A 25,182-nucleotide genomic window follows, 5' to 3' on the forward strand; every position below is an offset into this window, starting at 1 on the left:
CTATCGTGCGCCCTTGAGGCGTTTCTGGTAGGCGCGCACGAACTGCGAGAGGGTGAAGCACACCGCGAAGTAGATAAGCGCCAGAAGCCCGAAGATGGCGAAGATCTGCACGGTGGAGTTGAAGCTGTTCATGAGGATCATGCCGCGGCCCATCAGTTCCTGCAGCGCCATGGCACCCCACAGATACGACGTGTCCTTGATGGTGGTCACGAACTGCGACAGCAGCGCCGGCACCATGTTGCGCAGGGCCTGGGGCAGGATGACGAGCACGTACATCTGCGGGGCCGAGAAGCCCTGGGAACGGGCCGCCTCGTACTGGCCCGCGGGCACGCTGGCCAAACCCCCGCGCACGATCTCGGCCACCGAGGCCGCTGTGAACAGGGTGAACGCCACCACGGCTGCGGGCAGGGGTGGCAGCTGGGCCACGAAGAACGTGAACATGATCCACAGCAAAAGCGGCGTGTTCTTGAACAGCTCCACGTAGGCGATGGAGATGCCCCGCAGCACGCGCAGCCGCGAGCCGCGCATGATGGAGATGACCGCGCCGAGCACAACCGAGCAGGCGATGGACAGCGCTGAGATGACGAGCGTGAGCCCCAGGCCCTCCAGAAGGAACTGCAGGTTCGTCCAGGTGAGCAGCGCTATGATATCGCTCATTTCCGGCCTCCTCTCCCGCGACGCGCGCCGCCGGCCTGGCGCCGCCGATCCCGCGAGGCGAAGCGCTTCGCGTGGCCCTTGCGGGGCTTGCGGGGGCGCGGATAACTGCCGTGGGCCGGGTCGGGCCACGCCCCGCGGTCAACCCCGTACAGCTCGGCGTAGGTGAGGTAGCGGCCCTTGTCGCTCACCGGCGGCACGAGCAAGGTCGTGCCCTCCATCATCGTCGTCACGCCGCCGGCCAGAGCCGCCGCAGCCGCCCGCCCGGTCAGGTCGTGGGTGCCCGGGGTCACCTCGGCGCCGTCGGCCTCCAACACCTCGGTGGCGTCGCCCGTCACCACATGGCGGCGGCTGCGCATACGGCGCTCCAGGTACACCGCCGCCCGCGACAGGGGGAAGCAGATGGCGAAGTACAGCACCGCGGCCGCCCCGTAGGCCGGCCCGTAGTAGCTCGTGTCGCCGGCGAAGGAGTTGGAGAAGTACATGAGCTCGCCGCCGGCGATAAGGGCCAGCACGCTCGTGTTCTTCACCAAATTCGCCGCCTGCACGGCCAAAGGCGGCAGGATGATGCGCATGGCCTGGGGCAGAATGACGAGCATCATGGTCTGCAGGTAGGTAAAGCCCTGGCTCTTTGCCGCTTCGAACTGCCCGCGGTGGATGGACCCGATGCCGCTGCGCACCACTTCCGACATGTAGGCGCCGTGGTACACCCCGATGGCCAGCACGCCGATCCAGAACGACGCGAGCGAGAGTCCCAGCAGCGGAAACACCGCGTACAGCACGAACACCTGCAAAAGCAGCGGCACGTTCTGCACCACCTCCACGTACACGCGGGCCACACCGCGCAGGGGCTTGAAGCGCGACACCGACAGCATGCTGAAGGCAAACCCCAGCGCCAGCGCCAGCACGAGGGCGCCGGCCGAGATGCCCACCGTGGTGCCGAAGGCGGCGAGGATGTCGGGCCAGCGCGCGAAGAGCGCCTCCCATTTGTAGGGCGCGAAGATCTCCCCCATCACGCACCTCCCCCGCGCACCGGCGCATCGTCGGCCGCATCCCCCGCGCCGAGTCCCGTGCTGCCGGCCGCCTGCTCCGCCTCCACGTCGGCCTCGGTCACAAGCGACAGCCCCCAGCGTTCCTTCAGCGATGGCAGCGTGCCGTCGGCCTCCATGGCCGCGATGGCCGCATCCACCTGGCCTGTCAGCTCGCTGCCCTTGGCCGTGGCCACGCCGTACTCCTGGGGCGCGAACTGCGTGTCCAGAAGACGGGTCGTGTCGTCCTGGTAGCCCAGCAGAATGGAGCGGTCCACCGAGAAGGCGTCCACCCGCCCCACCACGAGCGCGATCTTGATCTCGGGATAGGTGGCGTACTCGGCGAAGTTCAGCGTGATGCCGAGCGCATCGGCCGCCTCGCGCAGCTTGTCCTTCGTAGTGGCCGACAGCGCCACGCCCACGGTCTTGCCGTCAAGGCCGGCCAAATCCGAAATACCGGAGTCCTTCTTCACCAGAATGCCGATGGTATCGATGTAGTAGGGCCGCGAGAAATCGTAGCTGCGGCGACGGTCCTCGGTGATGGTGAAGGTGGCCAGCGCCGCGTCGAGCGCCCCGTTGTCCAGCATGGCGCCGCGGGTGGTGGCGTTCACCCCGGTGAGCTCGAGCGCGTTCGCATCGCCCTTGATGCGGGCGGCAAGCTCCCGGGCCACATCCACCTCCAGGCCCTCCACGTTGCCCGTCTCGGGGTTCTGGAAGCCGAAGCCGGGCACGTCTACCTTGGTGCCCACCCGCAGCACGTCGCCGGCCGGCGCACAGCCGGCCATAGGCAGCGCAGCGCCCAGGGCCACCGCACCGGCCGCCGCGGCTGCCGTGCGCACGAAGGCGCGGCGCGTGAGAAGTCGTTTTCCCATGGCAGCCGCCTCCTACAGTATCTTCGAGAGGAAGGCCTGCACGCGCTCGTTGGAGTCGGGCCCGAACAAGTACTCCGGCGTGCCGGCATCTACCACGAGGCCGTTTTCCATGAACACCACCTTGTCGGCGGCATCGCGGGCGAGGCCCATCTCGTGGGTTACCATCACGATGGTCATGTTCGTCTCGGCAAGCGACTTGATGACGTCGAGCACCTCGTTCACCATCTCGGGGTCCAGCGCACTCGTCGGCTCGTCCAACAGCATGATCTTCGGGTGCATGTTCAGCGCCCGGGCGATGGCCACGCGCTGCTGCTGGCCGCCCGAGAGCTGGTCGGGGTACTTGTCCAGCTTGCTCGTGAGCCCCACGCGCTCCAAGTATTCGAGCGCCCGCGCCTTCGCCTCGGCGGCGGGCACCTTCAGCACCTTCTCGGGCGCGAAGGTGACGTTTTCCAGCACGGTCTTGTGCGGGTACAGGTTGTAGCCCTGGAACACCATGGCCACCCGGCTTGCCAGGGCGCGGCTGTCCACCTTGCGGGCCATAAGGTCCATCCCGTCCACGGTAAGCTCGCCGGAATCGGGGCGCTCCAGCGCGTTCATGCAACGGATGAGCACGCTTTTCCCCGAGCCTGACGGCCCGATGACGACCACCTTCTCGCCCTCAGCCACATCGAGGGACACGCCTTTCAAGGCCTCCACGTGGCCGAAGTTCTTCTTGAGATCTTTCGCGGAGATAAGAGGCTCCATCACATCCCACGCTCCTATCTGGCACGTTGCACCGAATAGATTGGTGAGATTGTAACGTTCAGCTTGCAGGTCGTGGTTTCGCCGCCGCAACGGCTTTTTCACGGCTCATTGACAGGCCGTCACGACGCGGCGATCGTCTCCGTCGCATCAGTTGCCCGGGCCGCCTCGGCCTCCTCGCGGGCCAGCACCGTCTGCATGGCGGCGATGGCGCACTCCATCTGGGCATCGTCGGGCTCGTGGGTGGTCAGGTACTGCATCTGCATGCCGGGCCACAGGATCACCTTCACAAGCGGGTTGTCCGGATGGCTTCCCGCCCACTTCACCGTGATCTCGTAGGAGATGCCGGCGATCACGGGCATGAGCACGATACGCGCCACGATGACCAAGAGCAGCTTGGGCAGGCCGTCGGGCACCCCAAAGCCGGAGATGATAGCGTTTAAGGGGAAGATGGTGTACACCAGAATAGCGATGACCATCACCATGATGAGAAAGGCCGTGCCGCAGCGCACGTGCAGGCGCGGGAACTGCCGGGCGTTCTCAGGCGTCATGGGCAGCCCGTGCTCGAAGCAGTGGATGGCCTTGTGCTCGGCGCCGTGGTACATGAACATGCGCTTGATGTCCTCCATGCGCCCGATAAGCCAGATGTAGAACACGAACACGGCCACGCGCAGAAGGCCGTCCACGATGTTCCAGGCCAAGGTGTGGTCGTCGTACTCCCCCACGATGAGGTTCGTCACGGCCGCCGGCGCCACGATGAACAGCACCACACCCAGCACGAGCCCCACGATCATGGAGATCATCATCTCGCGGTGCCCGAACTCCTCTTCTTCCTCGCGCGTCTCGGCATCTTCGGTCAGCGTCGTCTCGTAGTCCACGGCCTCGGCCGAAGCCTCCGCAGCGGCTTTCTGCTCACCCTCCTCGTCGCCGAAGGCGTGCAGGGCGGCAATCTCCAAGGCCTTGAAGCCCAGCATGAGCGACTCCACGAGCGCCCGGCAGCCGCGCACGAGCGGCCAGTACATCCAGCCGTTCTTATCCTGGCCGCTCTTCAGATCGTGCTCTTCCACGTAGATGGCGCCGCTCGGCTCGCGCACAGCCACGGCCCAGTTGTACTTGCCGCGCATCATCACGCCCTCGATGAGGGCCTGGCCGCCCACGTGGGTCTTAACGGCCCCGTCCTCGGAAAAGGCGCGGGACAGATCGCTCTTCTGCTTTGCCATGGATCCTTCGTATCTCTTTTCGCTCTCGAATACCTCGCTTGACGCGCCCCGACAAGCGGGGCGGTGCCGAACCGCCTACTGGTCCAACGTCGCGCGATCCACGCGCGGGAAGGGGTTGCCGCAGGTCATCTTGCCCTCGGGGCAGATGCCGTGCACGCAGGGCGCGCCGGCGTCGGCGAAGATGTAGGGAGCCGTGGGCCGCGCCAGCTCCAGCATCTCCCAGGCCAGATCGCGAATCTCCCATTGGGCGCGGTTGCAGCAGCGCAGCTCGAAGAAGTGCAGCAGCTCGCGCACGTTCATGGTGATGACGATCTTCGTCTCAGCGGCGTTGGGCAGAAGGTAGCGCGCGTCCTCGGCGGGAATACCGGCCTCCACCAGCACGCGGTAGGCCTCGGTCACCTTCGCGATGGCCTCGTCGAACAGGGCGTCCGTCTCGGGGTCGGCGGCCACACTGGCCGGCTTCACCACAGGAATCTCGCCCTTGAACTTCACATAGCGCTGGGACTGCTGGTTGAAACTGGCGATGCGGTGGCGCACCAGCTGGTGGGTGAGCGCCCGGGACACACCGTCCACGGCGAAGGTGTAGCTCGCGTGCTCCAAGGTGGAGAAGTGCCCCGAGCCCATGATAGTGGACAGCACCGACCGCACCCGCTCGGGCGGCATGGTCTCCATGAGCTCGCTCGCACCCACCGGGGCGTAGCACAAACGGGCCGCCGTGGCGATGGCGCGCTCGGGATCGGGGGTGTGGTACAGCAACTCTACCTGCATGGGCTTCTCCCTTTCGCTCGATGTTTCCCTCGAAGTATAATAGGTGCGCAAGACGGGGCGCCCGAGGGTTCGGCGAACCTCGCAAGGAACCACAACCCTGGCCCATGGAGAGGACGCCTGTGGCACACGACGATTTCACGCCCCTGCTGACTACCACCGACTGGAATGAAGAGTGGAAGGCCCTGCAGCAGCGCCGCCGCCCGCCCGATGACGCGGCCTGGTGGGACAAGCGGGCAGCCACCTTCCGCACCCACGATGCGCCCTCGGCCTATACCGACCAGTTTCTGGCCCTGGCCGCTATCCGGCCCGACGAGACCGTCTTCGACATGGGCTGCGGCAACGGTGCCCTGGCCCTGCCCTTGGCGACCGCGGGCCACCCCGTGATCGCCGCCGACTTCTCCCGCGGTATGCTGGATGACCTGGCCGCCAAGGCAGCCGCCCGCGGCGTGGAGGATCGCATCGAGTGTGTCTGTCTCAGCTGGGAGGACGATTGGGAGGCCGCGGGCTTCGGGGCGAACTGCGTCGATGTGGCCCTCGCCTCCCGATCGGTGGCCACGGCCGATCTGGGCGCGGCCCTGGGAAAGCTGTCGTCGGTCGCGCGGCGCCGGGCCTGCGCCACCTTGACCACCGGGCCCTCGCCCCATGTGGACGTCACGGTCTTCGAGGGTCTGGGACTGCCCGTGCCGAAGAGCTTCGACTACCTCTACGCCCTGCTCGTGCTGACCGAGCAGGGCTATCAGCCGGAACTGCGCCTCATCGCCAGCGAACGCATTCGCAGCTACCACAACGTCGAAGAGGCCGCGGCGTCCCTTGCCGCCATGATCGAGAAGCACGCCGGGCGCGCGGCCGCCCCCGATCAAATCGCGGCCGCCTTAGAACGGCTGCCCGCTTGGGTGGCCGAGCACCTCGTGCCCAACGAGCGCGCCGGCGCCGACGACGGCCACGGCGGCACCGAGAAGGCCCTGCGCCTGCGCGATCCCCGCCCCGTCCAGTGGGCCTTCCTCTCCTGGGACACCAGCCGCACGCCCCACCCCACCTGGTAGCGCCCCTCTTCCGCAAAAGCACCTTTTCACCGAGCGAGATGCGACGCGTTTTCTGGCTTGGAAATGACGGTTTCGGGGAAATTCGGGCGGAAAGCGCCCCCCTTGCTGCGTGCTGATGTGCAGCGACCAGGCGAAATGCGCCGAAAGCGGTGCTCGAAGGGACTTCGGGAGCCTCTTTCGTCCCCGAAACCGTCATTTACAAGCCAGAATTCGCCTTCGCAGCTGCGCGCCATGTCCCGCTCAGCACCATCCCTCCCGCCCATGCGCGCAAAAAAGAAGGGCTCCGGAAATTCCGGAGCCCTTCGGCGTTGATGGAGTATCTAAAGCCTAGAGACGTTCCACGTTGCTCGCCTGCAGCTTGCCGTTCTGGCCCTCGGTCACCTCGAAGGTAACGGCGTCGCCCTCGTTGAGGGTCTTGAAGCCCGACATCTTGATCTCAGAGAAGTGAACGAACAGATCCTCGCCGTCGTTCTGAGAAATGAAGCCGTAGCCCTTCTCGGGGTTGAACCACTTGACAGTGCCTTCCGCCATGATGCTTTCCTCTTTCCTCCCTCCCGTCCTACGAGAGGGGATAGTAACACGGGCCCTGAGGCCCCAGCTCCCCATTTAGGAGCGCCCCATCACTATACGCTAAGTTGCGCGGTTTTTCGCGGGGAATTCCCGCTATTCTGTCGCCTCCTCAAGAAAAGCCTCAAGTTCTTGATCGGTCATCGCCTCCGAGGGCAGTTCGTGCCCAAAAGCGGCGGCCAGGGCCCGGGCCTGGTTCGAGCGCAAGGCGGCCATATCGTCGTTGCCCGCCTCGGCGTAGTAGCGGGACGAGAGCGAGAGGCTGCGGGCGATGTGCTCCGTCAGGTGCGGGTCCACCCCCGACACCTGCAGGATAGCGGCCATAGACTCCGGTGCCAGGGAAAGCAGCGCCTCGCCGTCCAGATCGGTGGCCTCCCCCACTGCCATATCCAGCATCCGCGCAGCCCCGTCGGGATCCTCCTCTCCCGCCGCCCGCTCCATGGACCGCCGAATAGCTCCCATGAGCTGGGCGATAATGCGCATCAGATAATCTTGCTCGAACACAGTTGCTCCTCCAATAACTCCGCAGGGGCGCCTTTCGGGGCGCCTGCCTTCCTCCTCCAAATGGAACAAGCCTCTTTCGCGCCTTCGTAGGGGCGGACCCTCAGGCCGGCCGCCCGACAACGTCAGCGCCCGCAGGGAGGGGCGGACGAAATCGACTCGAGCCGAGCTAACAGCCCTCGGGCGCCATAAGGCCCAAGTGCTCCCAGGCGCCGGGGGTGGCCTGGCGGCCCTTGGGCGTGCGCATCATCAGGCCCTGCTGCATGAGGTAGGGCTCGTACACGTCTTCCACCGTGTCGGGGTCTTCCGCCAGGGCGCTCGCCAGGGTGGTGAGCCCCACCGGGCGCCCCGAGAACTGCACGCAGAGCACCTCCAGCAGGCGGTTGTCCACCGCATCGAGCCCCAGGTGGTCCACCTCGAAGAACGTGAGGGCCTCGGCGGCCACGTCCTCGGTGATGGCGCCGTCGCCGCGCACCTGGGCCCAGTCGCGCACGCGCTTCAGCAGGCGGTTCGCCAGACGGGGCGTGCCCCGCGAGCGTCGCGCGATTTCCAGCGCGCCCTCCTCGTCGATGGACACGTTCAAGATAGCGGCCGACCGGCACACGATGAGCGCCAGCTCCTCGGGCGTGTAGTACTGCAGGCGGAAGGCCACGCCGAAGCGGTCGCGCAAAGGGCCGGTGAGCAGGCCCGTGCGCGTGGTGGCTCCGATGAGCGTGAAGCGCGGCAGGTCGAGCCGGATGGAGCGGGCCGCCGGCCCCTTGCCCACCACGATGTCCAACTCGAAATCCTCCAGCGCCGGGTACAGCACCTCCTCCACCATGCGGTTCAAACGGTGAATCTCGTCGATGAACAGCACGTCGCCCTCTTCGAGGTTCGTGAGGATGGCGGCCAGGTCCCCCGTGCGGGCGATAGCCGGCCCCGAGGTGGTGCGGATGGAAGCGCCCAGCTCGTTGGCCACCACCGTGGCGAGCGTGGTCTTGCCCAGGCCCGGAGGCCCCGAGAACAAAATGTGGTCGGCCACATCGCCCCGGGCCCGGGCCGCGTCGATCATAATGCCGAGCGATTCCTTCACCTTGGTCTGACCCAGGTAGTCGTCCAGCCGCTTCGGCCGCAGCGAGAAATCCAGTTCCAGGTCGTCTTCGGTGAAGGTGGGGGCCACGGCCCGCTCGCGGCCCTCGGCCGTCGCGCGCCCCGAAGACGCGCCGCCCTCGGCCACGTACCCGATGCCCTCTATGTCCAGATCAAATGCCATGGCTGCCTATCGCTATCGGTTTCCCAAACGTTTCAGCGCATATTGTAGCAGCGCGCCCTCGCCAGTGCCCTCGGGAGCGCCCTTCAAGGCCACCTCGGCCTCGGCGGAGGTGAAGCCCATGGAGAGCAGCGCCTCGGTGGCGCCGGTCAGCGCCACGCTGGCCGCCGAGGCGGCCCCGTCCGCGGCACCGCTGTCGAACAGCGTTTCCAAACCGCGCTCCAGCGTGCCCTTCAACTCCAGAATGATGCGCTCGGCCGTCTTCTTGCCCACACCGGGAATGTGGGACACCCGCGCGATGTCCTGGGCGGCGATGGCGTGGGCCAGCTCGCGGGGGGTGTAGGTGGAAAGGGCCGCCAGGGCCATCTTCGGCCCCACCTTTGACACGCCGATGAGCTTCTCGAACAGGGCCTTCTCCTCGTCGGAGAGGAACCCGTAGAGCCCCAGGCCGTTGTCGCTCACCGACAGGTAGGTGAGCACGCGCGCGGGCTTGCCCACTTCCAGCTTGCCCAAGTCTCCCTGGGGCATGGACACCGCGTAGCCCACCCCGGTCACATCGATGTAGGCCGTATTCGGCGGCAGCACCGCCGCCACTTCCCCGCTCAGAAACGCTATCATGCGAACCTCCCCGTCTCGTGGGTCGTATAGCAAATGGCCGCGGCCAGGGCGTCGGCCGCATGGTCGGGCGCCGGATCGCGCTCGAGTTTCAGCAGATGGCGCACCATGTACTGCACCTGCTCCTTCTCGGCCGTGCCCTCGCCCACCACAGCGAGCTTTATCTGGCTCGGCGAGTACTCGCCCACGGCAAGCCCCATCTCGGCGCAGGCCACCAGCGCCGCACCGCGGGCCTGGCCCGTGGCGAAGGCGGCCGTCACGTTGTTGCCGAACCACACCGTCTCGATGCCCACGCAGCTGGGCCGGAACCGCTCGATCACAGCCCCCACCTGATGGTGTATCTTCAGCAGCCGCTCGGCCAGGGGTCTATCGGCCGGCGTGGCCACGCACCCGTAGGCCACGCATCCCAGCCGCGAGCCGCACTGCTCCACCACGCCCCAGCCCGTGTGGGCCAGGCCCGGGTCGATTCCCAGTATGATGCGCGCCGTGCCAGCCAACAGATAAGCCCCACTTTCCAAAATCGGTGGGGCTTATCATAGAACATATGTTTGCTGATTGCAAGCCGGCTATCTCTCAACGGATTGCGAGGAAGGTCCCGGCGAATCACAGGCAGGAAGCCCCGCATCCCGAAGTATCTCCTTCGCCAAGTACTCATCGCTTCGGCAATGAAGATCGGCAACACCCTCCTGGATCAACGGCATCAAAGGCGCGTTATAGAAGACGTCCATCGCCTCCTCGGGCGTCATCTGCCCGAGCCGGGCCATGGCATCAATAATGCGAGCGTACTTCATCTGCAATACGGTCTGCTTTCCTGCATTGCTCACGAGAGTTCCTCCGCCCCGCAAAATCTTAACGCGCGATCGATTGCCCGCTGAGTTCGGAAACATAGCTGGTCGTTGGGCTTCACGTAGGTCAATCGCCCCAACGCCTCGTCTTTGGTTATCTCGCCCGCGAAGTACAAATCGACCGTGGTGAACACACGGTCGTTGGCAATGCCGCCCATAACAACGTCCCAAGAGGTGTCGTCAGCGCCCCCGCGGCATGCCATGACGAAATCGAGCCATTGCTCATCGTAGGCCGAGAACTCGAGGACGGCCAGGGATGCAAGCGCATCTTCATCAAGGCCGTACTCCCCCACATAGGCCTTTCGGCCACGGCGAAGAAAGCGCTGGGCGTAGCTGACTGCCTGATCCCTCATCGTCGTGACGTAGAAGCCACGCCCGAAATCGAGATTGCCACGAGAATGCTCGGTGTCGGGACTGCTCACCACGCAGTCGGATGCATGGTAGACCCTCATGCGACCAGCTTCTTCTCACGCATATAACCGATGAGGTCTTCCATGAGGTAGTCTTTGCCGAAGGTGTGCAGCACATCGTAAGAGGCAACGATGTAATCCTGGAGAATACCGCTGCGTGCCAGCAGGTTGTAAATCTCGGTTTGGCTCCGCCCAAGTCGCTCGGACAAATTGCCGATGCAGTACGTTACGAATTCAACCTCTCGCTTCGACACGAAGACACCTCCTTCATCCTACCAGCAACCACGCTTTATTGTACCAAGGCGCCGGCCGGCCCCTCAAGCCCCAGCCCGTATGGGCCAGGCCCGGGTCGATTCCCAGTATGATGCGCGCCGTGCCAGCCAACAGATAAGCCCCACTTTCCAAAATCGGTGGGGCTTATCATAGAACATATGTTTGCTGATTGCAAGCTGGAATTCGGCCTATCGCACCTCTACACGTTGTACATGCCCGAGTTGGGATAGTCAGCCAGATTCGCAGGCGCGTCGATGGCGCCGAGGAACTTCCCGTCCTGGATGCACGCCAGCGCATAGGGCTCCGCGGTGGTGTCGTTGCAGATGCCCCACCACCCGTCGTGGAGGTAGCAGGCGCGGAAGTCCTCGGGGATGGTCAGCGCGGCATCGGTCATGGAGGCGTCGAAGACCACCTCTCCCGAAGCGCTCACGATAGCCGACCGAAGCGCCGCGTCGCCGCCGGATGAGCCGGCGGCATCCCCGCCAGCCGCAGCGGCGCCGTCCCCGCTCGTCGCAGCGGCCGCGCCGTCCCCGCTGGCCGCAGAACCGATCGGGCCCGCCGTGCGCACCCACAGCATGCCGTCGTTGGCATCGCTGAAGGCGTCCAGCTCCTCGCCCAGCGGCACGATCCACGCGCCGGCGCCCACCGAGTACAGGCCGGCCAGAGACTTGTTGGCGCCGCCATAGGGGTTCTGGCGCTCGGCCTCCACGGCCACGATGCCGCTGCCGCCGGGCTGGTCGTAGTCCAGCTTCCCGCCAATGATGTCGCCCTCGTTCACACTGGCAGCGTCGAACAGGGGCTGGCCGTCGTAGCCGTAGACCTTCTGGTCGTCTGGGGCGTCCTTGCGGTAGTACCCGCAGCCGAGGGAGCCGATCGGGGCGCCTGCCTCCTGACTCGAAGCGAGCACGTTGCCGCTCCCATCCAGAAGGTACTCCTCACCGTGGCCCGCGCGGGCCAGCAGCACCCCGTCGTGGAAGGCGTCGGCCGCGGGCCACCCCGAAAGCGGGCCCTCCTCCGCCTTCCCCAGCTCGAACGCAAGGCCGCCCTGTTCGTTAAGCACCAAAAACACTTTGCTCTGGCCGGCCTCTTGGGCAATCACCGTTAAAACGAGGCGGCCGTCGGCATAGGAGGTCACGTCGCCCGACACGCTGGACTGCCCCGTGATGCCGGCTGCCGCCAAAACGGGATCGAGGTCAACCGCCGCCGCGCCAGCGCTGTCGAAGAGCGCGTAGTGGGTCTGCTCGTCGTGCACGGCGTCCCACTCGGCGTCGTACTCGCTCGTCTCCCAGGTGCCCAGCGAGAAGCCACCCGCGAAGGGCGTCTTAAGCACGGCATCGGAAACCGCCGGCACCGTGACGTTGCCGTACTCGTTCACCAGGGAGAAGCCGTCGCTAGCATGGGCGCCGAACCACACCGCGGGAAGCGCCGGCACCGCCGGCTCCGACGCGGCTGCGGGCTCGGCGTCGGCAGCCGCCTCGGGCTCGGGATCGGTCGCCTCGGGCTCGGCGGCCGGCTCCTCGACCGGCGCGGACGCGGGCTCAGGCGCGGGTTCCGGTGCCGCGAAGGGGTTCGCCACGGCGATGCCCACCGCCGCCAGCGCCACCACCGCCGCCACGGCTATGCCCGCTACGAGCGCCCCGCGCTTCTTCTTGGGCGTCGCCGCAGCCTCGGGCGCGCCGGCAGCAGGAACACCCTGCCCAGGCGCGCCATCAGCGGTCGCGGCACCCGTCGGAGTCTTCGGGGTCGCGGTGCTCCCGAAGGCAGCACCGCACTTCGTGCAGAACTTGGAACCATCCGGCATCTCATTGCCGCATTTGGTACAGAACATGTAGTATCTCCTTAGAACACTTCGATCTCGGAAATGGCGCAGTCCTCGTACTTCGAGCCGGGATACGCGCTCTCCACCGCTATCCGCAGTTCGCTGCCGGGATAGGTGCTGCCGAAGTCGATACGCTGGGAGGTCAGCCCGGCGTCCTCAAGGTCGAAGCGACCCACAAGCTCCCCATCGACGTACACGCCGACACGCGACGGGCGCGCGTTCATCTCGTAGTGGCGGTCGGACTTCTGATACCCGCTCCAAATGGTGAAGCCGCTGAACCCCTGCTCACCGCCACCCGAGAGGGAAATCCACTCGTTCAGACCCGACCCGGAAACGCCCTCGACCCAAGCGCTCTTCAAGTCGCCGTCGAGAACATTCGACGCATCGTAGCCGCTCGTGTTTACCTCGTCCACAGGCAGCGCGCTGCTCGCCTCGGCCGATGTGATGCCCTTGAAGGCCACGGGCTCGACGGCCTCCTCGGGAACCGCAGCCTCGGGCTGGGTCTCCGCCTCATCAGCCTGCCCGCCCTCGGAAGAGCCGCGCTCGGCCTCGGGAGAAGCGCCGCTCTGGCCCTTCGCCGACGTTTCGCCAGCTGCAGCCGTCGCGCCCCCATCCGCAACCTCGAAGGCAGCCGGGACGCCGCCGTAAATCAGCTGGGAGTCGGCCCGATCCTCCGCGAACGCGCGGAAGGGGTTCCAGAAGTACGGATCGAGGCAGGCGGACAGGATATTGTCGATCTGCGCGAAACGCGGCGCGTCGTAGTCCTCCTCCAGGGTGACGAACCGCTTGTAGGACAACGTGCACTCCCCCGACTTCGCAGCCCCGTCGCTTGCCGTGTCCCCGTATTGCGGCTGCCACTTCACCAAGCGGCCTCGGTCGTCGTACTCGAACGACGTGGAGGAGACGGTCGGAAAGCTCCAGTGCATGACGCCCGTGTTCGCCTCGACCTCGCGAACCGCGTCGGACAGCGTGCCGGAGTCGGTATAGGACATCGTCTGCGCATAGGAGCCGTAGTGCCCCCAGCGGTACGACACCCGAACTGGCTCGCCGTCGCCATTGCGCTCCACGCCATAGGCCTTCGCTTCAAAGGAGTCGGCGTCAGGGCTCGATACCGACGATATACGTCCATCATCCCCGTAGGCGACGACCAGCACGGAATCATTGCCGCCCTCGTAGCGGTGGCTCCACGAGGCAAGGCGGCCGTCAGTGTCGTACGAGAAGACGAGCGTGCTCGCGCCTCCCTGGCCTACCACCACCCGGCACGTCTCGGGCAGCCCGTTGGCGCCGTATCTCACCGTGTACCTGTCGCCCATATCGGACGATGCCTGGGACAGGCGCCCCGCCTCGTCGTAGGAGACGTCCCAGTGGACGGCCGGCGAGCCGTTGGTCCCGCTGTCGTCCATGGCCACGAGGCGCCCTGCCTCATCGTAGGAGTACTCGTAGCGCTCCTCCTGGTCGTACGGGTACGTGGAAAGGGCGATGAGCCTGCCGGCATCGTCGAACTCGCCCTCGGCGCGCACCTCATAGCCCTCGATATCGCCCAGATCGGGAACCGCTCGCGTAAACGAGCTGACAGCCCAATGCTCATGCAGGGGCGTTGCGTCCAGGCTATCCAACCGTACGGCATCGTCGACGAGCAGCTCGGACAGGACGCCGTTATCTGACAAATCGAGCGCCGTCAGGGCGGTTCCCCTCACGTTGAGCGACGCCAGGCCGGTGCATGCGCCCAAGGCGAGCTCGGGCAGGGGACTTCCTTCCAGGTCCAAGGTCTCCAGAGCGGGCGCTCGGGAAAGATCGATGTTCGCAATCTCGGCATTTGGCGCTAAGAAGACGCGCAGAGCGGGCTTTTCGCCCAAGATCACCTCGGCCAGCTGCACGCACCCCTCAGCTGAGAGTGACTCCAGGGCCGTGCAATCGGCGACGTCGACCGAGCGCAGGGCCTCGCCCGACAGCGCCAGGGCCTTCAGGTTGGGGAAGATGCCCAGCCCTGCCACGTTCGAGGCACCGTCCACGGAGAGCGACTCAACGGCCGCCGCCTCGTCGCGGGCCACCTTGCCATCGCCATCGGGATCGACCTGGTCCAGGATCGCCTGCCTCAGGACCGGATCGGGAAAGCGGCTCTCGTCGATGTCGTAAGGAGCAAAGAAGACCGCCCAGATAGCGAAGGACACACCCGCAACCGCGACCGCCGCCGCAGCGATGACCGCGACCATCTTCACCTTGCGGGGAGACAGCCGCGCGCCGGAACTAAGCGCCGCAGCACCCGTCGGAGCCTCCGGTGTTGCGGCGCCCCCGAAGGCAGCGCCGCACTTCGTGCAGAACTTGGAACCATCCGGCATCTCGTTGCCGCATTTGGTACAGAACATGGGCACCCCCCCTTACGCCTTCGCCTGGCGGGAAATGAGCACGCACACGATGGCGGCAACAGAGGCCATGCCGCACACGATGGCGTTCGTCGCCCCGCCCGAGGCGGCCAGGCCCGCCGACTCCAAAACGCCGTAGGAAACGAAGGCCCAGGCGAGGGCCTCGGCCGCCAGAAGCCCGGTGCCGATACCCAGCACCAGGCCGTTGCGGCCGCGGGTCGCCAGAGCGCACACGACGCCGGCGACGACCACGAGGCAGGACGCAGCCCAGCGCACCATCGCCCCGAACAGCGCCTCCGCCGGCTTGCGCGACCCCTGGGGCTCGGCGAGGCTGATGGCCCGCGCGCGGCCCGACGCCGCGGCCTCGGCGGCCTCCGCCGCATCGGCTATCTGTGCCTCGGCGTCCAGATAGGTCGTCGCCGTGGCCGCCAGTTCACCGAACTGGAACGGCGCGTAGCTCTCCTCGAACTCGGGCAGCGACACATCGGCACCGGTAAGCCCGGCGATGAGCTCGGCGCCGCCCGAGGCGTAGCCGCTCGCGGTCACCGCCGCGGAGCTGGTGGTGAACCACGGCATGAGGGCGAACAGCAGGGCAACGGCGGCCGCTACGATGGCGGCGATACGCAGAGGCGGAAACGCTCCCGCGGCCGACGGGGCCTTGAAGACCGCAGGCGCCGCCGCAACCGGCCCCCTCGCGCCCGCAACGGGGGCAGAAGCCGGCACCGCACCGAGCTGGGCGCCGCATTTGCCGCAGAAGGCGCTGCCGTCGGGCAGCTGGTTGCCGCACTGGGGACAGAACATGGCTACTCGCCTCCCTTCGGGGCGCCCGCGCCGCCGGGCGTCACGGTCGCGCCGCCGTCGCCGCCCGCCTCCACCAGCTCGGACTCGCCGATGCCCGCATTCTCCGCCAGATCGGACTCGCCCACTCCGGCACCGTCGCTAACCGCGGGCGCCGCCACCTTGGCCCCGCAGCTCATGCAGAACATGTCGCCTTCGCCGAGCGGCGCCCCGCAGCTCGCGCACGCAGGTCCGGCCGCGTGCGCGGGAGTCGGCGCGGCGGGCGCCTGGGCCCGGGCTTTCTCGGCCGGGGTGCCGCAGCCGGCGCAGAACAGGTCGGCGCCGGTCATGTGCGCCCCGCACACCGCACAGGCAAAGCCCGTGGCGGCGGTCGCCGCAGCCGCGGCCTGCTCGTCGATGGCCGCAATCTGCCGCTGGCACTCCTCGCGCTCGGCGTCGATGCGGGCGATGCCGTCGTAGAGCGCCTCGCGACCGGCCGTGAGTGCCGCGTCGCCCCGCGTGGCCTCGTACAGGCTCGCCCCCAGCTGAGCCGCCAGGTTCTGTCGCTGGCGGTTCAGCTCGCCGATGCGAGCGTTCAGCTTGATCTTGTCGGCGCCGCGTCCCGCGGCCGCCGTCCCCCGGTTCACCGCCGAGGTCACGTTGTCCAGAAATCCCATGGTCGTCCTTTCCTTACTCGATCCTTGCATCTATCTCACTAACATGCCAGGCATTCCCGCCAGGGGACACCGAATACCGCATAGAAGTAACGGTCCATCTTGCATTGCAGAAAACCCGCCGCATCGCCTCGGGCCAGGGTGCCGCGCCAAGAGGCATAGGATCGCGCTGCATCCCCATAGCTGATGCGTCCCTCGCCTATCATGCTCCGAAACTTCCGCAGTCGTCTTTTTTCGCGTTTGAGGCCCTCGGCGCACACTCGGCGGTGCACCCGTCCCCGCTCGTCCAGCTGGAACCGCGTCTTCAGAAACACGAATGGCGCTGTCGCGGGCACCATACGGAACTTGCGCGGGTTCACCGCAATACCCAGCGCCGCGCATTGCTTCTGGAACGCAATGGCGAACCGCTTCATCTCATCCCAGTCGGCGAACAGAGCGTAACCGTCGTCCATGTATCGGCCGTAACCGCGCACGCGCCACGTCTCCTTCACCCAATGGTCTATGCCGCTGGGGTAGAAAATAGCCCCGGTCTGGGAGGTTTGGTTGCCCAGGCCCAAGCCGCGTTCCTCGCTGCGCAGAAACAGCTCCACGAACCGCACCAGCGGCGGATAGCCCAACGCGCCGTCCATCATCGCCACCAGCTTGTTCACGTCTATGGACTCGAAGAACTTCGAGAAGTCGAACAGCAAAATACCCCCGACCGCGCCATGGCGACGGTAATGCTCCCGCAGGTGCCGTTCCAGCCTATCGAGCGAGAACGACGTCCCCTTCCCCTTCAGGCTCGCGCCGTTGTCGTAGATGAGCGTCCGGCGCACAAGCGGCACCAGCACCGTATCGCACAGCGCTCGCTGCACCACGCGGTCGCGGAAGGGCACTGCGCTGATCGAGCGCGTTTTGCCTCGCTCGCTCACCGTGAAGCGCTTGGCCTCGCCGGGCGCATAGGCGCCGGAAAGCCACATCTGGTGCAGGCGGGCGCACTGCAGCACGCGGTTCAGGCAGAATCCCTGCACATTGCGCTTCCAGGCAACCCCTCGCTGACAATGATGCGAGGCATCCACCAGCGAGCGCAGCGACAAGGCGGCGTCCAAGCCGCCCGCCGCCAAAATGGCATCGCGCCTCCGCGCTTCGCGCGACATCCGGCGCCGCCGGTAACGGCGCTCGCGGCGCTCCTCGCTTCTCAAAGCCATGCCTCCTCTCGATCTGACTGGCCGCCCGAAGGCGGCAGCGTTCTCATAGGGCCCCGCAGGCAGCCCTGGCACCGAAGGCCCTGCCGTATCAGGCCGCCCCTGGCAGCTGGGCATGAAAGGGCGCTCGGGCACGGCCGCGCCCCCATGCAAGCAGCGTTCGCCCACCGCCGTCGGGACCCATGGTTTATCCGCCGCAGCGGAAGGGATGCCTCCTCCTTCTGTCCGTTCATCCGTGTTCGCCGCAAGGCGGTTACTGAGCCGTCCATGAACAGAATCCGGGAACCACGCCATTGGAATTGCTGGCGTTGTCGTTGTTGTTCGGGTTGCCGTCGGAGTTCACGTTCTGGAAGTTGTCCGAGTTGTTCGGATTCGGAGAACGCTCCCACCAGTTGTTCGGCGATCAGGATGCACCCCGGAAAACCGGCCTGGGCCGGCATTTCCCAAAAATCAGGTATCGAAGAGCCCCAGCTGGGCCGACACGGCCGCCGCACTCTCCTTGGCGTAGTAGCCTCCGAAGCGCTTTTTATCGGAGGCCATCACGCCCTTCACGAGCTTGAACTCCCGATCGATGGACTCCACCCAGCGCAAGTAGCTCGCCTGCGAGATACACGCGCCGCCGCCGTCCTCGCGAGAGGGAAAGCGCTCGAACATCTCATCTACGTAGCTGGCGAGCACCTGAGCGTAGCAGTAGGCCTGGTTCAGGTGAAACCGCCGCAGGTCGGCATCTACCGCGCAGGTGACGTAGATGCTGTTGGCGGCCTTGGCGTGCTCGAGCACCCGAGCCGCCGCATCCACGGTGCGCTCAGTCAGCAGGAACATCCAGCGCTTCGGCAACTTCATAGCGCAGTCCAGGGTAAAACTGTACAGCCGCGCTGCGTTGTACACGTATTCGACGTTTGAAAGTTCTCTCTTCGATGGGGGTACGTTGCTCATCGCAAGCCCTTTCCGTCCCCCCCCCCATGCCATATAGGCATGGGGGTTTAGATTGCAGGATGGTTTATAGACAGAAGCCGGGAACCACGCCACCGGAATTGCTGGCGCCGCCGTAGCTGCCCGGGTAGCCGTCGGAGTACACGCCCTGGAAGCCGCCCGAGATGCCCGGATTCGGAGAACGCTCCCACCAGATGATCGGCGAGTTCTGGTAGTTCTTGACGAGGATCGGGTTTTCGATGTTTTCCCAAACTACATTCGTATCGCGATACAACTTGTACTGAGAGCCCTCGGCATTAAAAACTGGAGCATCAGACGAAGCATCATCAGGAAGCCATCCCACGAGCTCCGCGAAGGAGGGCAGCCACAGCGAGTCAGAGGTGGTCGTCACCGCCGACACGTCCTGGGTCTCGCCCGCGTTGTTGGTAAGCTTGTCCACGGGAGCAACGACCTTCTTTAAATCCTCGGGGAGCAGCGCCATGCCGTCGCCGTTCAGGTAGGCGCGCATCTGCGAGGCCTCCCAGCCGCCGGCATTGGTCATCTCAGCGTTCATGGGCATCTCCCCAATGCACTCGCCGAATATGAAGGTGATGCCGGCCTTGCCGCCAGCGGTCTTGTCATCGTGGGCGAAGCCGACGATCTGGACGGGCACCGTCATGTTGTTGGTAAGCGTCACCAGCTTCACCTGGGTGCCGTCCAGCTTGCCCTCGGGCGTACACAGGTTGTACTTCTTCGCGACCTCGATGGCTGCCGCCTCGTCGCCGGCCGCGCCGATCTCATCGGAGATCTGCGACAGCTCGTCCCACGTGTAGGCCTCCACCGCCGACTTCACCGTGGCGGCCTCGCCGCCCTGATCGCCCGCACTCGTTGCGCCCGCAACGTCGCCGTCCGCGTCGCCCGCGCCCTGGCTTGCCGCCGGTACGTCCACGGCCTCCTTCGGCTGCACGCCCGCCAGCCCGAACCAGTTCGTCGCGAACCCAGCCACGAGCACCACTACGACCACGGCCGCAGCCGCAATGATGCCGACCTTCGCGCCGCCCTTCTTAGGAGCAGGCGCGCCGACTCCGGCACCGGCGGCCGCGCCCTGAGCGCCCGCCTCGGCCCGAGCCACCCCGCCCACCGGAGCACCTACCGACGCCCCACACTTCCCGCAGAAGGCCGACCCCTCCGCAACCTCGTTTCCGCACTTAGGACAAAACATGATTACCTACCTTTCTTTTACGATTCCGTTCTCTTTAAGTTCAGGCCCCCAGAGACCCTCCGATAAGACTATCAACCGTTAGAACAAGAGCCGTTACGCCAAACAGCGCTACTGCAAGCTCAAGATATTCATCATGAAACCCCTTCTCATTCTGCGTCGCACCCTTTTTCTTGCTCTCAAAGAATTTGGCGCCGTAGAGGGCGATGGTCAGAACGCCCAACGCTGCGAGAACAATCATTGCAAGACACTTAATCAAGCTGAAACTTACTAGCCCGAACAACGCGAACAAGACAAGCGTTGCGATCACGCCCAGAACGATCTTGACAAGGGTCCCCTTGCTGGACGCGCTTTCATCGCGACTAACAATGACAAATATCGCCGCCGCAAACGCCGCAAAACACAAGAGGGGGACTATCGAAACCCGTAGGTCGCAATTTGTGCAGACGCAGAGCAGGTCAGGAAAGGGAAGGATTGACACAAAGGCGTGCACGGTCATTTCGGTTGCCAAGAAGAGAGTTACACATAGAGTCACACTGGCAATTATCGATTCAATCGAAACCGACTGTTTCTTGCCCATCAGAAGGGTTCCTTTCCGCCCCAAAGCGCAAAGGAACCCAAGCACCCTTGGGCTTTAAGACTTTCTATTCGGTTGTATCTCCGTGATTGCTGCGGGAACCTGCCCCGCGAAATTACTGCCCTAAAGCGCGGCGGCCTACGCCGATTTAACGGTGAGACCCCCCCCAGACATGTGTATGTGCGCTTGGTTAACAGCATGAGCGCAAGTGTATCACAAGTTGGCAACACCGCACGACGATTTCCGCTGACAGGAACGCAGAACGCGCATCGAGTGGCGAATGCCGCCAGCAAGCCGCAAGCCTTCTGAAGCTATTCGCCCTCCATGCCAAGAATCTTGCCGAATCCGATATCGACGAGAAAACCAACCACCTCGTCGGAATAAGCGATAGCCTCGCGAGCGTCCTCGGCGCTTATCTCGAAACCCGCAGGATAACGAGCCATGGTGACATAGGCTGACAGCTGCGCAGCATGATCAAGTATTTCCTCTGGAACTTCAATTTCCTTCGCCTGAGCCACAGCCTCGACAAGATCGTCAATCTGATGGGTGCGACCATAGCTTCCCAGAACCTCCAAGGCAACTGCTTTGGCATATTTCTCGGCACGTTGTTGCGCATGGAAAGACGCCTGGCCACCGAGATAATCAGGATCGGAGTTCATGAGAACGGAACAGGCGCGGGCATCACGTTCGGCAGCGGCTACGAGCTCTTGCGCATTGCTAAGCTGCATAGATGGTCACGCCCTTAAGATACACTTCTTGCTCCACCGACCCCGCCATGGCTCTTCTCTGTCGGTAATCGCCGACGCTCGCTGCGATCACGTCGCGCTTGAGCCCTCGGCGTCGCGCCGGTGCGGCAGCTGCCGCCGCGCATGCCATGGTCGTATGGAGACGATCCCGTTCGTACCCATCGACGAGTACGAAAAGATCCAAGTCGCTGTCGGAAGAATAAGTGCCGTCGGCGCGAGAGCCGAAGAGAATAAGCTCGCGCACACCGGGCACGCGGCCCGCAATGGCCGAGGCCAACTCTTCTATCAGCCCATCGGAAATGCCCACCGGGTGAGCGGGCGTCCGTATTGCCGAGTTTTCCACCACGCCTCCTCTCGCGCTCCAAATGCTCACCGCCAGTGTAACACGAGAGCGGCCCGATGGCCCGAGCGGCCACCGCGGCGCAAGAAAACAATTTCCCAATCTGGAGCGTACTTACAGGCGCAGGCCCATGCCGCCTTCCGGGGTGAGAGTCTCGCCGCTCATGAACTTGAAGTCGGGGTTCGCGAGCTGCACCACCAGCTAGCCGCGATCGTCTCCGTAACGCTCGCGCACGTAGCGCTCTAGAGCCTTGAAATCGCAGCAAACCGCGGCCATCTGCGCGTCCTCTCCAGACGTGGCGGTGCGGTACACGTGGAGCGCCTTGGATTTAATCCGTCGCGCATGCTTGTTGCAGTATGCTAGCTCTTCGATCAGCAGTCGCTTGCGCTTCGGATCTTCTGCCGAGAAGTCCTTAATCACCTGGAGACCCTTCGGGATGGGAAACATGAAGCTAAACCGCACGCACCCCACCAGCTTGCCTTTGGAATTCTTGATGATGAAGTTCGTCTTCTGCTGGCGCTTAAACGAAGATATGGGCGCGAAGTACTCATGGCCCGCAATTTCGAAGAGCACACCGCAGGCGAACTTGTCGTGCGTCTCGTATTTGATGTTCGGCACTTTCGGATCGACGGCCTGCAGCGCCTCGATGTAGTCCGGATCAACCGTATAGAAGTTCATCTCCTTCATGCCAGCCCCTTCCCCCTGTACCAAGCGAGCGGCCCGACCGAAGCCGAACCGCTCTGCTTACCAGCCGCTCTTATCGGTGGCGGAACACCTTGCATAAACCAGCCGCTCTTATCGGTGGCGGAACACCTTGAATAAACCAGCCGCTCTTATCGGTGGCGGAACACCTTGAATAACCCAGCCGCTCTTATCGGTGGCGGAACACCTTGAATGACGCTAGTGTGCTGTAATACAAGCGAGAAATCAAGGGTGTTTCCGAAAACCGTCGCAGCATTCCACGGAAAGATGCTGCAGGTTTCCCGGGAACACGCCTACAGGCGCAGGCCCATGCCGCCTTCCGGGGTGAGAGTCTCGCCGCTCATGAACTTGAAGTCGGGGTTCGCCAGCTGCACCACCACGCGCCCGATCTCGGTCTCCACGTTGCCGTAGTGGCCCATGGGAGGCATGTGCACGTTGGCCTCGAAGGCGTCGGGGTAGGCCTCCTGGAAGTTCTCCGAGGTCTTCTTTGCGGCATTGTCAAGCTACCCTGCCCAAAAGTACCGCCGCGTCCTCACATTTCCATCAGTCTCCGCAAGCCCATCCGAAGCGAGGCCCTTCAGGTACTTCGCTGCAGTTTTCGACGTAATGTGCAACTCAGCGGCCACATCACCCGCCGAGAGCGCCCCTCTTTCTTCCAAGAGAGCAAGAACCGCGAGTCGCGTACTCTCTTTCAATGCACCGGAAGCCCGATCTCCCTCGGCCAAGCCCTTCTTCCGCGGAATCTGCGCTACGAAAACATCCCCCTCGCTCAACACGGGATCGGCCCCGAGAAGCGCTTTCGAGTACTTCTCCAGGTTCCTCAGTCCGCTTCCCAGTTCTTCGGCATAGCCGATTTGCGTAAAGAAGCTGGCAATGATGGGATTTTTCGGCATGGGGTTGAAGTCCGACAACGTCAAGCGCCCCTCGAAGAGGGCTCGACTCGCGTTCTCGGTCCGAAACCCCGACTCGTCAATAATGAGTTTTGCGGGAAAGGGGCTCGTGAACTCACGATGGATAAGCGTGTTGGACACCATTTCCCTCACTACGATATCGCGCACGCTCACCCTCCGGTCGCCTTCAAGATAGAACGGGTCGAGAAGATGCTTCGCGCAGAAATCGCGCAACGTTCCGTAGGCTGTCACAAGATTATCCCTCACGGTCTCCCGGTCATCATAGCGATCAGCCTGCCGCTCGCGAAACACCGCATCCGTCTTGTAAGCCGGGCAAGCCGCCAGTACCACTTCGCGGCGCCCGAGAAGCAGCGCCGCAGCTCGATTGAGGCCTTCGGCGCCCGTCTCGATATCCCTCGTGTAGAGCTGCGCACTTCGCAGCAGCTCCATGTCATCCATTTCGGCCCAGGGATGACCCGGTCTTCGAGATGAGGCAATCTGCCGGCACTTGTCGATAAGGCCAGGCTCCAAATCCTCGATGCGCAGATGAGGAAAGATGTGCTGCTCGGTAAAAATGGAGTACTTCCTCAGATAGAGGGATGCGATCTGAGTATCGGCCTTCAAGACAATATCCGCATCGGCAAGCCTATCGTATACGCGTCCTTTAAAGCGGTACACTCCCTGGGTAGGAGGCACCCAAACGCGCAAGACCCACTGTCCTCCGTACTCTATCTGCTCGAACTCCAAGCTAGGCGGCATGTTGAACAAGTCGGGGTTGCATGTGCAGTTGATGAGATTGCGCTCTATCTCAAGTAGATTTTGGTAGGGGATGCCTTGGATTTCCCCGCTATCCGTCACGCCCAGAAAGAGGCTGCCCCCGTTTCTGTTGGCAAAAGAGCAAATTGTTTCAAGGGAATCCCGCTCCGGCCTTGAGCCGCAACGCTTGAACTCGATTGTCGTAGATTCCCCTCGCCGTAGAATGTCCTCGAATACAGAATGCTCCACCACTCCCCCTTTCTTTTCATAGATACAAGATAAGGGAAGAAATAAGGGAATAAGGGAAGAAATAAGGGAATAAGGGAAGAAATAAGGGAAATTCTCCCGAAGAGTATCTGAACCTTCGAGACATCCGCACAACGGCGACGCGCCCCTCCCAAAGCCAACCGGCCCGGAAGGCGCTCGCACCTTCCGGGCCGGTTTGATGCTGCAGGTTTTCCGCGGCGCGCTTACGGACGCAGGCCCATGCCGCCTTCCAGGGTGAGGGTCTCGCCGCTCATGAACTTGAAGTCGGGGTTCGCGAGCTGCACCACCACGCGCCCGATCTCGGTCTCCACGTTGCCGTAGTGGCCCATGGGAGGCATGTGCACATTGGCCTCGAAGGCGTCGGGGTAGGCCTCCTGGAAGTTCTCCAGGGCGGCGGTCCAGGCCAGCGGGCACACCACGTTCACGTTGATGCCGTCGGGGCCCCACTCGGTGGCGGCCACGCGGGTAAGGCCGCGGATGCCCTCCTTGGCCGCCGCGTAGGCGCACTGGCCGAAGTTGCCGAACAGCCCCGCACCGCTGGCGAAGTTGATGACCGAGCCCTTCGTCTCTTTCAAGTGCGGGTAGCACGCCTGCATGTAGTAGAAGGTGGCGTACAGGCCCGAGTAGATGGCCAGATCGAACTGGTCGGTGGTGTGGTCGGCCAGGGTAACGCCGGAAGCGGAGGCCTGAGCGTTGTTCACCAGCACGTCGATGCGGCCGAACTTCTCGATGGCCAAATCCACCACGTTCTGCACCACGGCTTTGTTGTCGGCGCCCGCGTTCACGTCGGCGGCCACCACGAGCACCTGGATGCCGAACTCGGCCTCCAGCTTTTCCTTGGCCGTCTCCAGCTTCTGCACGTTGCGGCCGGTGATGACCAGGTTCGCGCCCTCCTTGGCATAGGCCGTGGCGATGCCGTAGCCGATGGAGCCGGCGCTGCCGTCCTTCAGTGCCGCGAAGCCGGCGCCGGTGATGATGGCGGTCTTACCTTCGAGAAAACCCATGGAGCCTCCCTTGTCGAATGGCGGGGCACCGCGCCTGGCAGCATGTCTCCCGCGCGTTTACGTGCCTTTACCCTACCAGATTTCCCCGCCCCGATGTTTCCGGAATGTTGCACGGGGCGTCTGCGTCCCCGAAAGGCACCACGACGAGGGAGCCGCCTCCTGACAG

General features: G+C 64.4%; 29 protein-coding genes. 1 reads left to right on the forward strand and 28 read right to left on the reverse strand.

Annotated features, from left to right (window positions below; all coding sequences use genetic code 11):
- The 6 genes from G503_RS0109065 to thyX form a co-directional block, all read right to left on the reverse strand.
- Positions 1 to 657 (reverse strand): amino acid ABC transporter permease, encoded by a 657-nt coding sequence (locus G503_RS0109065; protein WP_035022609.1) that lies wholly within the window; start codon positions 655 to 657, stop codon positions 1 to 3.
- Positions 654 to 1,667 carry an amino acid ABC transporter permease gene (locus tag G503_RS16045; RefSeq protein WP_084636473.1) on the reverse strand — a complete coding sequence of 338 codons (1,014 nt, stop codon included), beginning with the start codon at positions 1,665 to 1,667 and terminating at the stop codon, positions 654 to 656. The genes G503_RS0109065 and G503_RS16045 overlap by 4 nt, the downstream gene beginning before the upstream one ends.
- Positions 1,667 to 2,554, reverse strand: coding sequence for a transporter substrate-binding domain-containing protein (locus G503_RS14590; protein ID WP_084636474.1), 888 nt, complete (start codon positions 2,552 to 2,554; stop codon positions 1,667 to 1,669). The genes G503_RS16045 and G503_RS14590 overlap by 1 nt, the downstream gene beginning before the upstream one ends.
- A 12-nt stretch (positions 2,555 to 2,566) precedes the next feature.
- A complete protein-coding gene (locus G503_RS0109080) occupies positions 2,567 to 3,298 on the reverse strand; it encodes an amino acid ABC transporter ATP-binding protein (protein ID WP_028027331.1) in 732 nt (243 codons plus the stop codon).
- A 119-nt stretch (positions 3,299 to 3,417) separates the two neighbouring features.
- Positions 3,418 to 4,515 carry a DUF1385 domain-containing protein gene (locus G503_RS0109085; RefSeq protein WP_028027332.1) on the reverse strand — a complete coding sequence of 366 codons (1,098 nt, stop codon included), beginning with the start codon at positions 4,513 to 4,515 and terminating at the stop codon, positions 3,418 to 3,420.
- A gap of 75 nt (positions 4,516 to 4,590) precedes the next feature.
- Positions 4,591 to 5,283 carry an FAD-dependent thymidylate synthase gene (gene thyX / locus G503_RS0109090; protein ID WP_028027333.1) on the reverse strand — a complete coding sequence of 231 codons (693 nt, stop codon included), beginning with the start codon at positions 5,281 to 5,283 and terminating at the stop codon, positions 4,591 to 4,593.
- Between the two features lie 119 nt (positions 5,284 to 5,402).
- Between thyX and G503_RS0109095 the strand changes: the two genes are divergently transcribed.
- Positions 5,403 to 6,326, forward strand: coding sequence for a class I SAM-dependent methyltransferase (locus G503_RS0109095; protein ID WP_028027334.1), 924 nt, complete (start codon positions 5,403 to 5,405; stop codon positions 6,324 to 6,326).
- 327 nt (positions 6,327 to 6,653) lie between these two features.
- Here the strand turns inward: G503_RS0109095 and G503_RS0109100 are convergent, their stop codons facing one another.
- From G503_RS0109100 to G503_RS0109210, 22 genes are all read right to left on the reverse strand, one after another.
- A complete protein-coding gene (locus G503_RS0109100) occupies positions 6,654 to 6,857 on the reverse strand; it encodes a cold-shock protein (protein WP_016309120.1) in 204 nt (67 codons plus the stop codon).
- Positions 6,858 to 6,989: 132 nt separating this feature from the next.
- Positions 6,990 to 7,397 carry a hypothetical protein gene (locus G503_RS14595; RefSeq protein WP_051191090.1) on the reverse strand — a complete coding sequence of 136 codons (408 nt, stop codon included), beginning with the start codon at positions 7,395 to 7,397 and terminating at the stop codon, positions 6,990 to 6,992.
- A 166-nt stretch (positions 7,398 to 7,563) separates the two neighbouring features.
- Entirely contained in the window at positions 7,564 to 8,646 is a 1,083-nt protein-coding gene (gene ruvB / locus G503_RS0109110; RefSeq protein WP_028027335.1) for a Holliday junction branch migration DNA helicase RuvB, read from the reverse strand.
- Positions 8,647 to 8,658: 12 nt separating this feature from the next.
- Positions 8,659 to 9,261 carry a Holliday junction branch migration protein RuvA gene (ruvA, locus tag G503_RS0109115; protein WP_028027336.1) on the reverse strand — a complete coding sequence of 201 codons (603 nt, stop codon included), beginning with the start codon at positions 9,259 to 9,261 and terminating at the stop codon, positions 8,659 to 8,661.
- On the reverse strand, positions 9,258 to 9,755 hold the full coding sequence (gene ruvC, locus G503_RS0109120; protein ID WP_016309124.1) for a crossover junction endodeoxyribonuclease RuvC: 498 nt from the start codon (positions 9,753 to 9,755) through the stop codon (positions 9,258 to 9,260). The genes ruvA and ruvC overlap by 4 nt, the downstream gene beginning before the upstream one ends.
- A 69-nt stretch (positions 9,756 to 9,824) precedes the next feature.
- Positions 9,825 to 10,082: a hypothetical protein gene (locus G503_RS0109125; RefSeq protein WP_028027337.1), complete on the reverse strand. Its 258-nt coding sequence runs from the start codon at positions 10,080 to 10,082 to the stop codon at positions 9,825 to 9,827.
- Entirely contained in the window at positions 10,079 to 10,555 is a 477-nt protein-coding gene (locus tag G503_RS0109130) for a DUF3990 domain-containing protein (protein WP_028027338.1), read from the reverse strand. Before G503_RS0109130 ends, G503_RS0109125 begins: the two co-directional genes overlap by 4 nt.
- Complete coding sequence (locus G503_RS0109135) at positions 10,552 to 10,767, reverse strand: DUF3791 domain-containing protein (protein WP_028027339.1); 216 nt, start codon at positions 10,765 to 10,767, stop codon at positions 10,552 to 10,554. Before G503_RS0109135 ends, G503_RS0109130 begins: the two co-directional genes overlap by 4 nt.
- A 218-nt stretch (positions 10,768 to 10,985) precedes the next feature.
- A complete protein-coding gene (locus G503_RS0109140; protein ID WP_028027340.1) occupies positions 10,986 to 12,614 on the reverse strand; it encodes a zinc ribbon domain-containing protein in 1,629 nt (542 codons plus the stop codon).
- Between the two features lie 11 nt (positions 12,615 to 12,625).
- Complete coding sequence (locus G503_RS0109145; RefSeq protein ID WP_028027341.1) at positions 12,626 to 14,971, reverse strand: NADase-type glycan-binding domain-containing protein; 2,346 nt, start codon at positions 14,969 to 14,971, stop codon at positions 12,626 to 12,628.
- 12 nt (positions 14,972 to 14,983) lie between these two features.
- A complete protein-coding gene (locus G503_RS16590; RefSeq protein WP_028027342.1) occupies positions 14,984 to 15,769 on the reverse strand; it encodes a zinc ribbon domain-containing protein in 786 nt (261 codons plus the stop codon).
- 2 nt (positions 15,770 to 15,771) lie between these two features.
- On the reverse strand, positions 15,772 to 16,422 hold the full coding sequence (locus G503_RS14600) for a zinc-ribbon domain-containing protein (protein ID WP_169628161.1): 651 nt from the start codon (positions 16,420 to 16,422) through the stop codon (positions 15,772 to 15,774).
- A 38-nt stretch (positions 16,423 to 16,460) separates the two neighbouring features.
- Positions 16,461 to 17,606, reverse strand: coding sequence for a reverse transcriptase domain-containing protein (locus G503_RS0109160; protein ID WP_169628162.1), 1,146 nt, complete (start codon positions 17,604 to 17,606; stop codon positions 16,461 to 16,463).
- A 447-nt stretch (positions 17,607 to 18,053) separates the two neighbouring features.
- Positions 18,054 to 18,539, reverse strand: a complete 486-nt coding sequence (locus G503_RS0109165; RefSeq protein WP_156891985.1) for a hypothetical protein — start codon at positions 18,537 to 18,539, stop codon at positions 18,054 to 18,056.
- 64 nt (positions 18,540 to 18,603) lie between these two features.
- A complete protein-coding gene (locus G503_RS0109170) occupies positions 18,604 to 19,737 on the reverse strand; it encodes a DUF6273 domain-containing protein (protein ID WP_084636477.1) in 1,134 nt (377 codons plus the stop codon).
- A gap of 40 nt (positions 19,738 to 19,777) precedes the next feature.
- On the reverse strand, positions 19,778 to 20,314 hold the full coding sequence (locus tag G503_RS0109175) for a hypothetical protein (protein WP_028027346.1): 537 nt from the start codon (positions 20,312 to 20,314) through the stop codon (positions 19,778 to 19,780).
- 308 nt (positions 20,315 to 20,622) lie between these two features.
- Positions 20,623 to 21,039: a HEPN domain-containing protein gene (locus tag G503_RS15675; RefSeq protein WP_051191091.1), complete on the reverse strand. Its 417-nt coding sequence runs from the start codon at positions 21,037 to 21,039 to the stop codon at positions 20,623 to 20,625.
- On the reverse strand, positions 21,029 to 21,400 hold the full coding sequence (locus G503_RS14610) for a nucleotidyltransferase domain-containing protein (RefSeq protein ID WP_035022613.1): 372 nt from the start codon (positions 21,398 to 21,400) through the stop codon (positions 21,029 to 21,031). Before G503_RS14610 ends, G503_RS15675 begins: the two co-directional genes overlap by 11 nt.
- A 198-nt stretch (positions 21,401 to 21,598) precedes the next feature.
- The gene (locus tag G503_RS0109195; RefSeq protein ID WP_028027347.1) at positions 21,599 to 22,084 is read right to left on the reverse strand and encodes a type III toxin-antitoxin system ToxN/AbiQ family toxin; all 486 of its coding nucleotides are present in this window, start codon (positions 22,082 to 22,084) and stop codon (positions 21,599 to 21,601) included.
- Between the two features lie 308 nt (positions 22,085 to 22,392).
- The gene (locus G503_RS16895; RefSeq protein ID WP_268869886.1) at positions 22,393 to 22,527 is read right to left on the reverse strand and encodes a hypothetical protein; all 135 of its coding nucleotides are present in this window, start codon (positions 22,525 to 22,527) and stop codon (positions 22,393 to 22,395) included.
- A gap of 75 nt (positions 22,528 to 22,602) precedes the next feature.
- A complete protein-coding gene (locus tag G503_RS0109205) occupies positions 22,603 to 23,994 on the reverse strand; it encodes an RNA-binding domain-containing protein (RefSeq protein ID WP_028027348.1) in 1,392 nt (463 codons plus the stop codon).
- Between the two features lie 221 nt (positions 23,995 to 24,215).
- Positions 24,216 to 25,016, reverse strand: coding sequence for an SDR family NAD(P)-dependent oxidoreductase (locus G503_RS0109210; protein ID WP_028027349.1), 801 nt, complete (start codon positions 25,014 to 25,016; stop codon positions 24,216 to 24,218).
- Positions 25,017 to 25,182: the final 166 nt, after the last annotated feature.

This window comes from Adlercreutzia mucosicola DSM 19490, assembly GCF_000422625.1.
GTDB classification, from domain to species: Bacteria; Actinomycetota; Coriobacteriia; order Coriobacteriales; family Eggerthellaceae; genus Adlercreutzia; species Adlercreutzia mucosicola.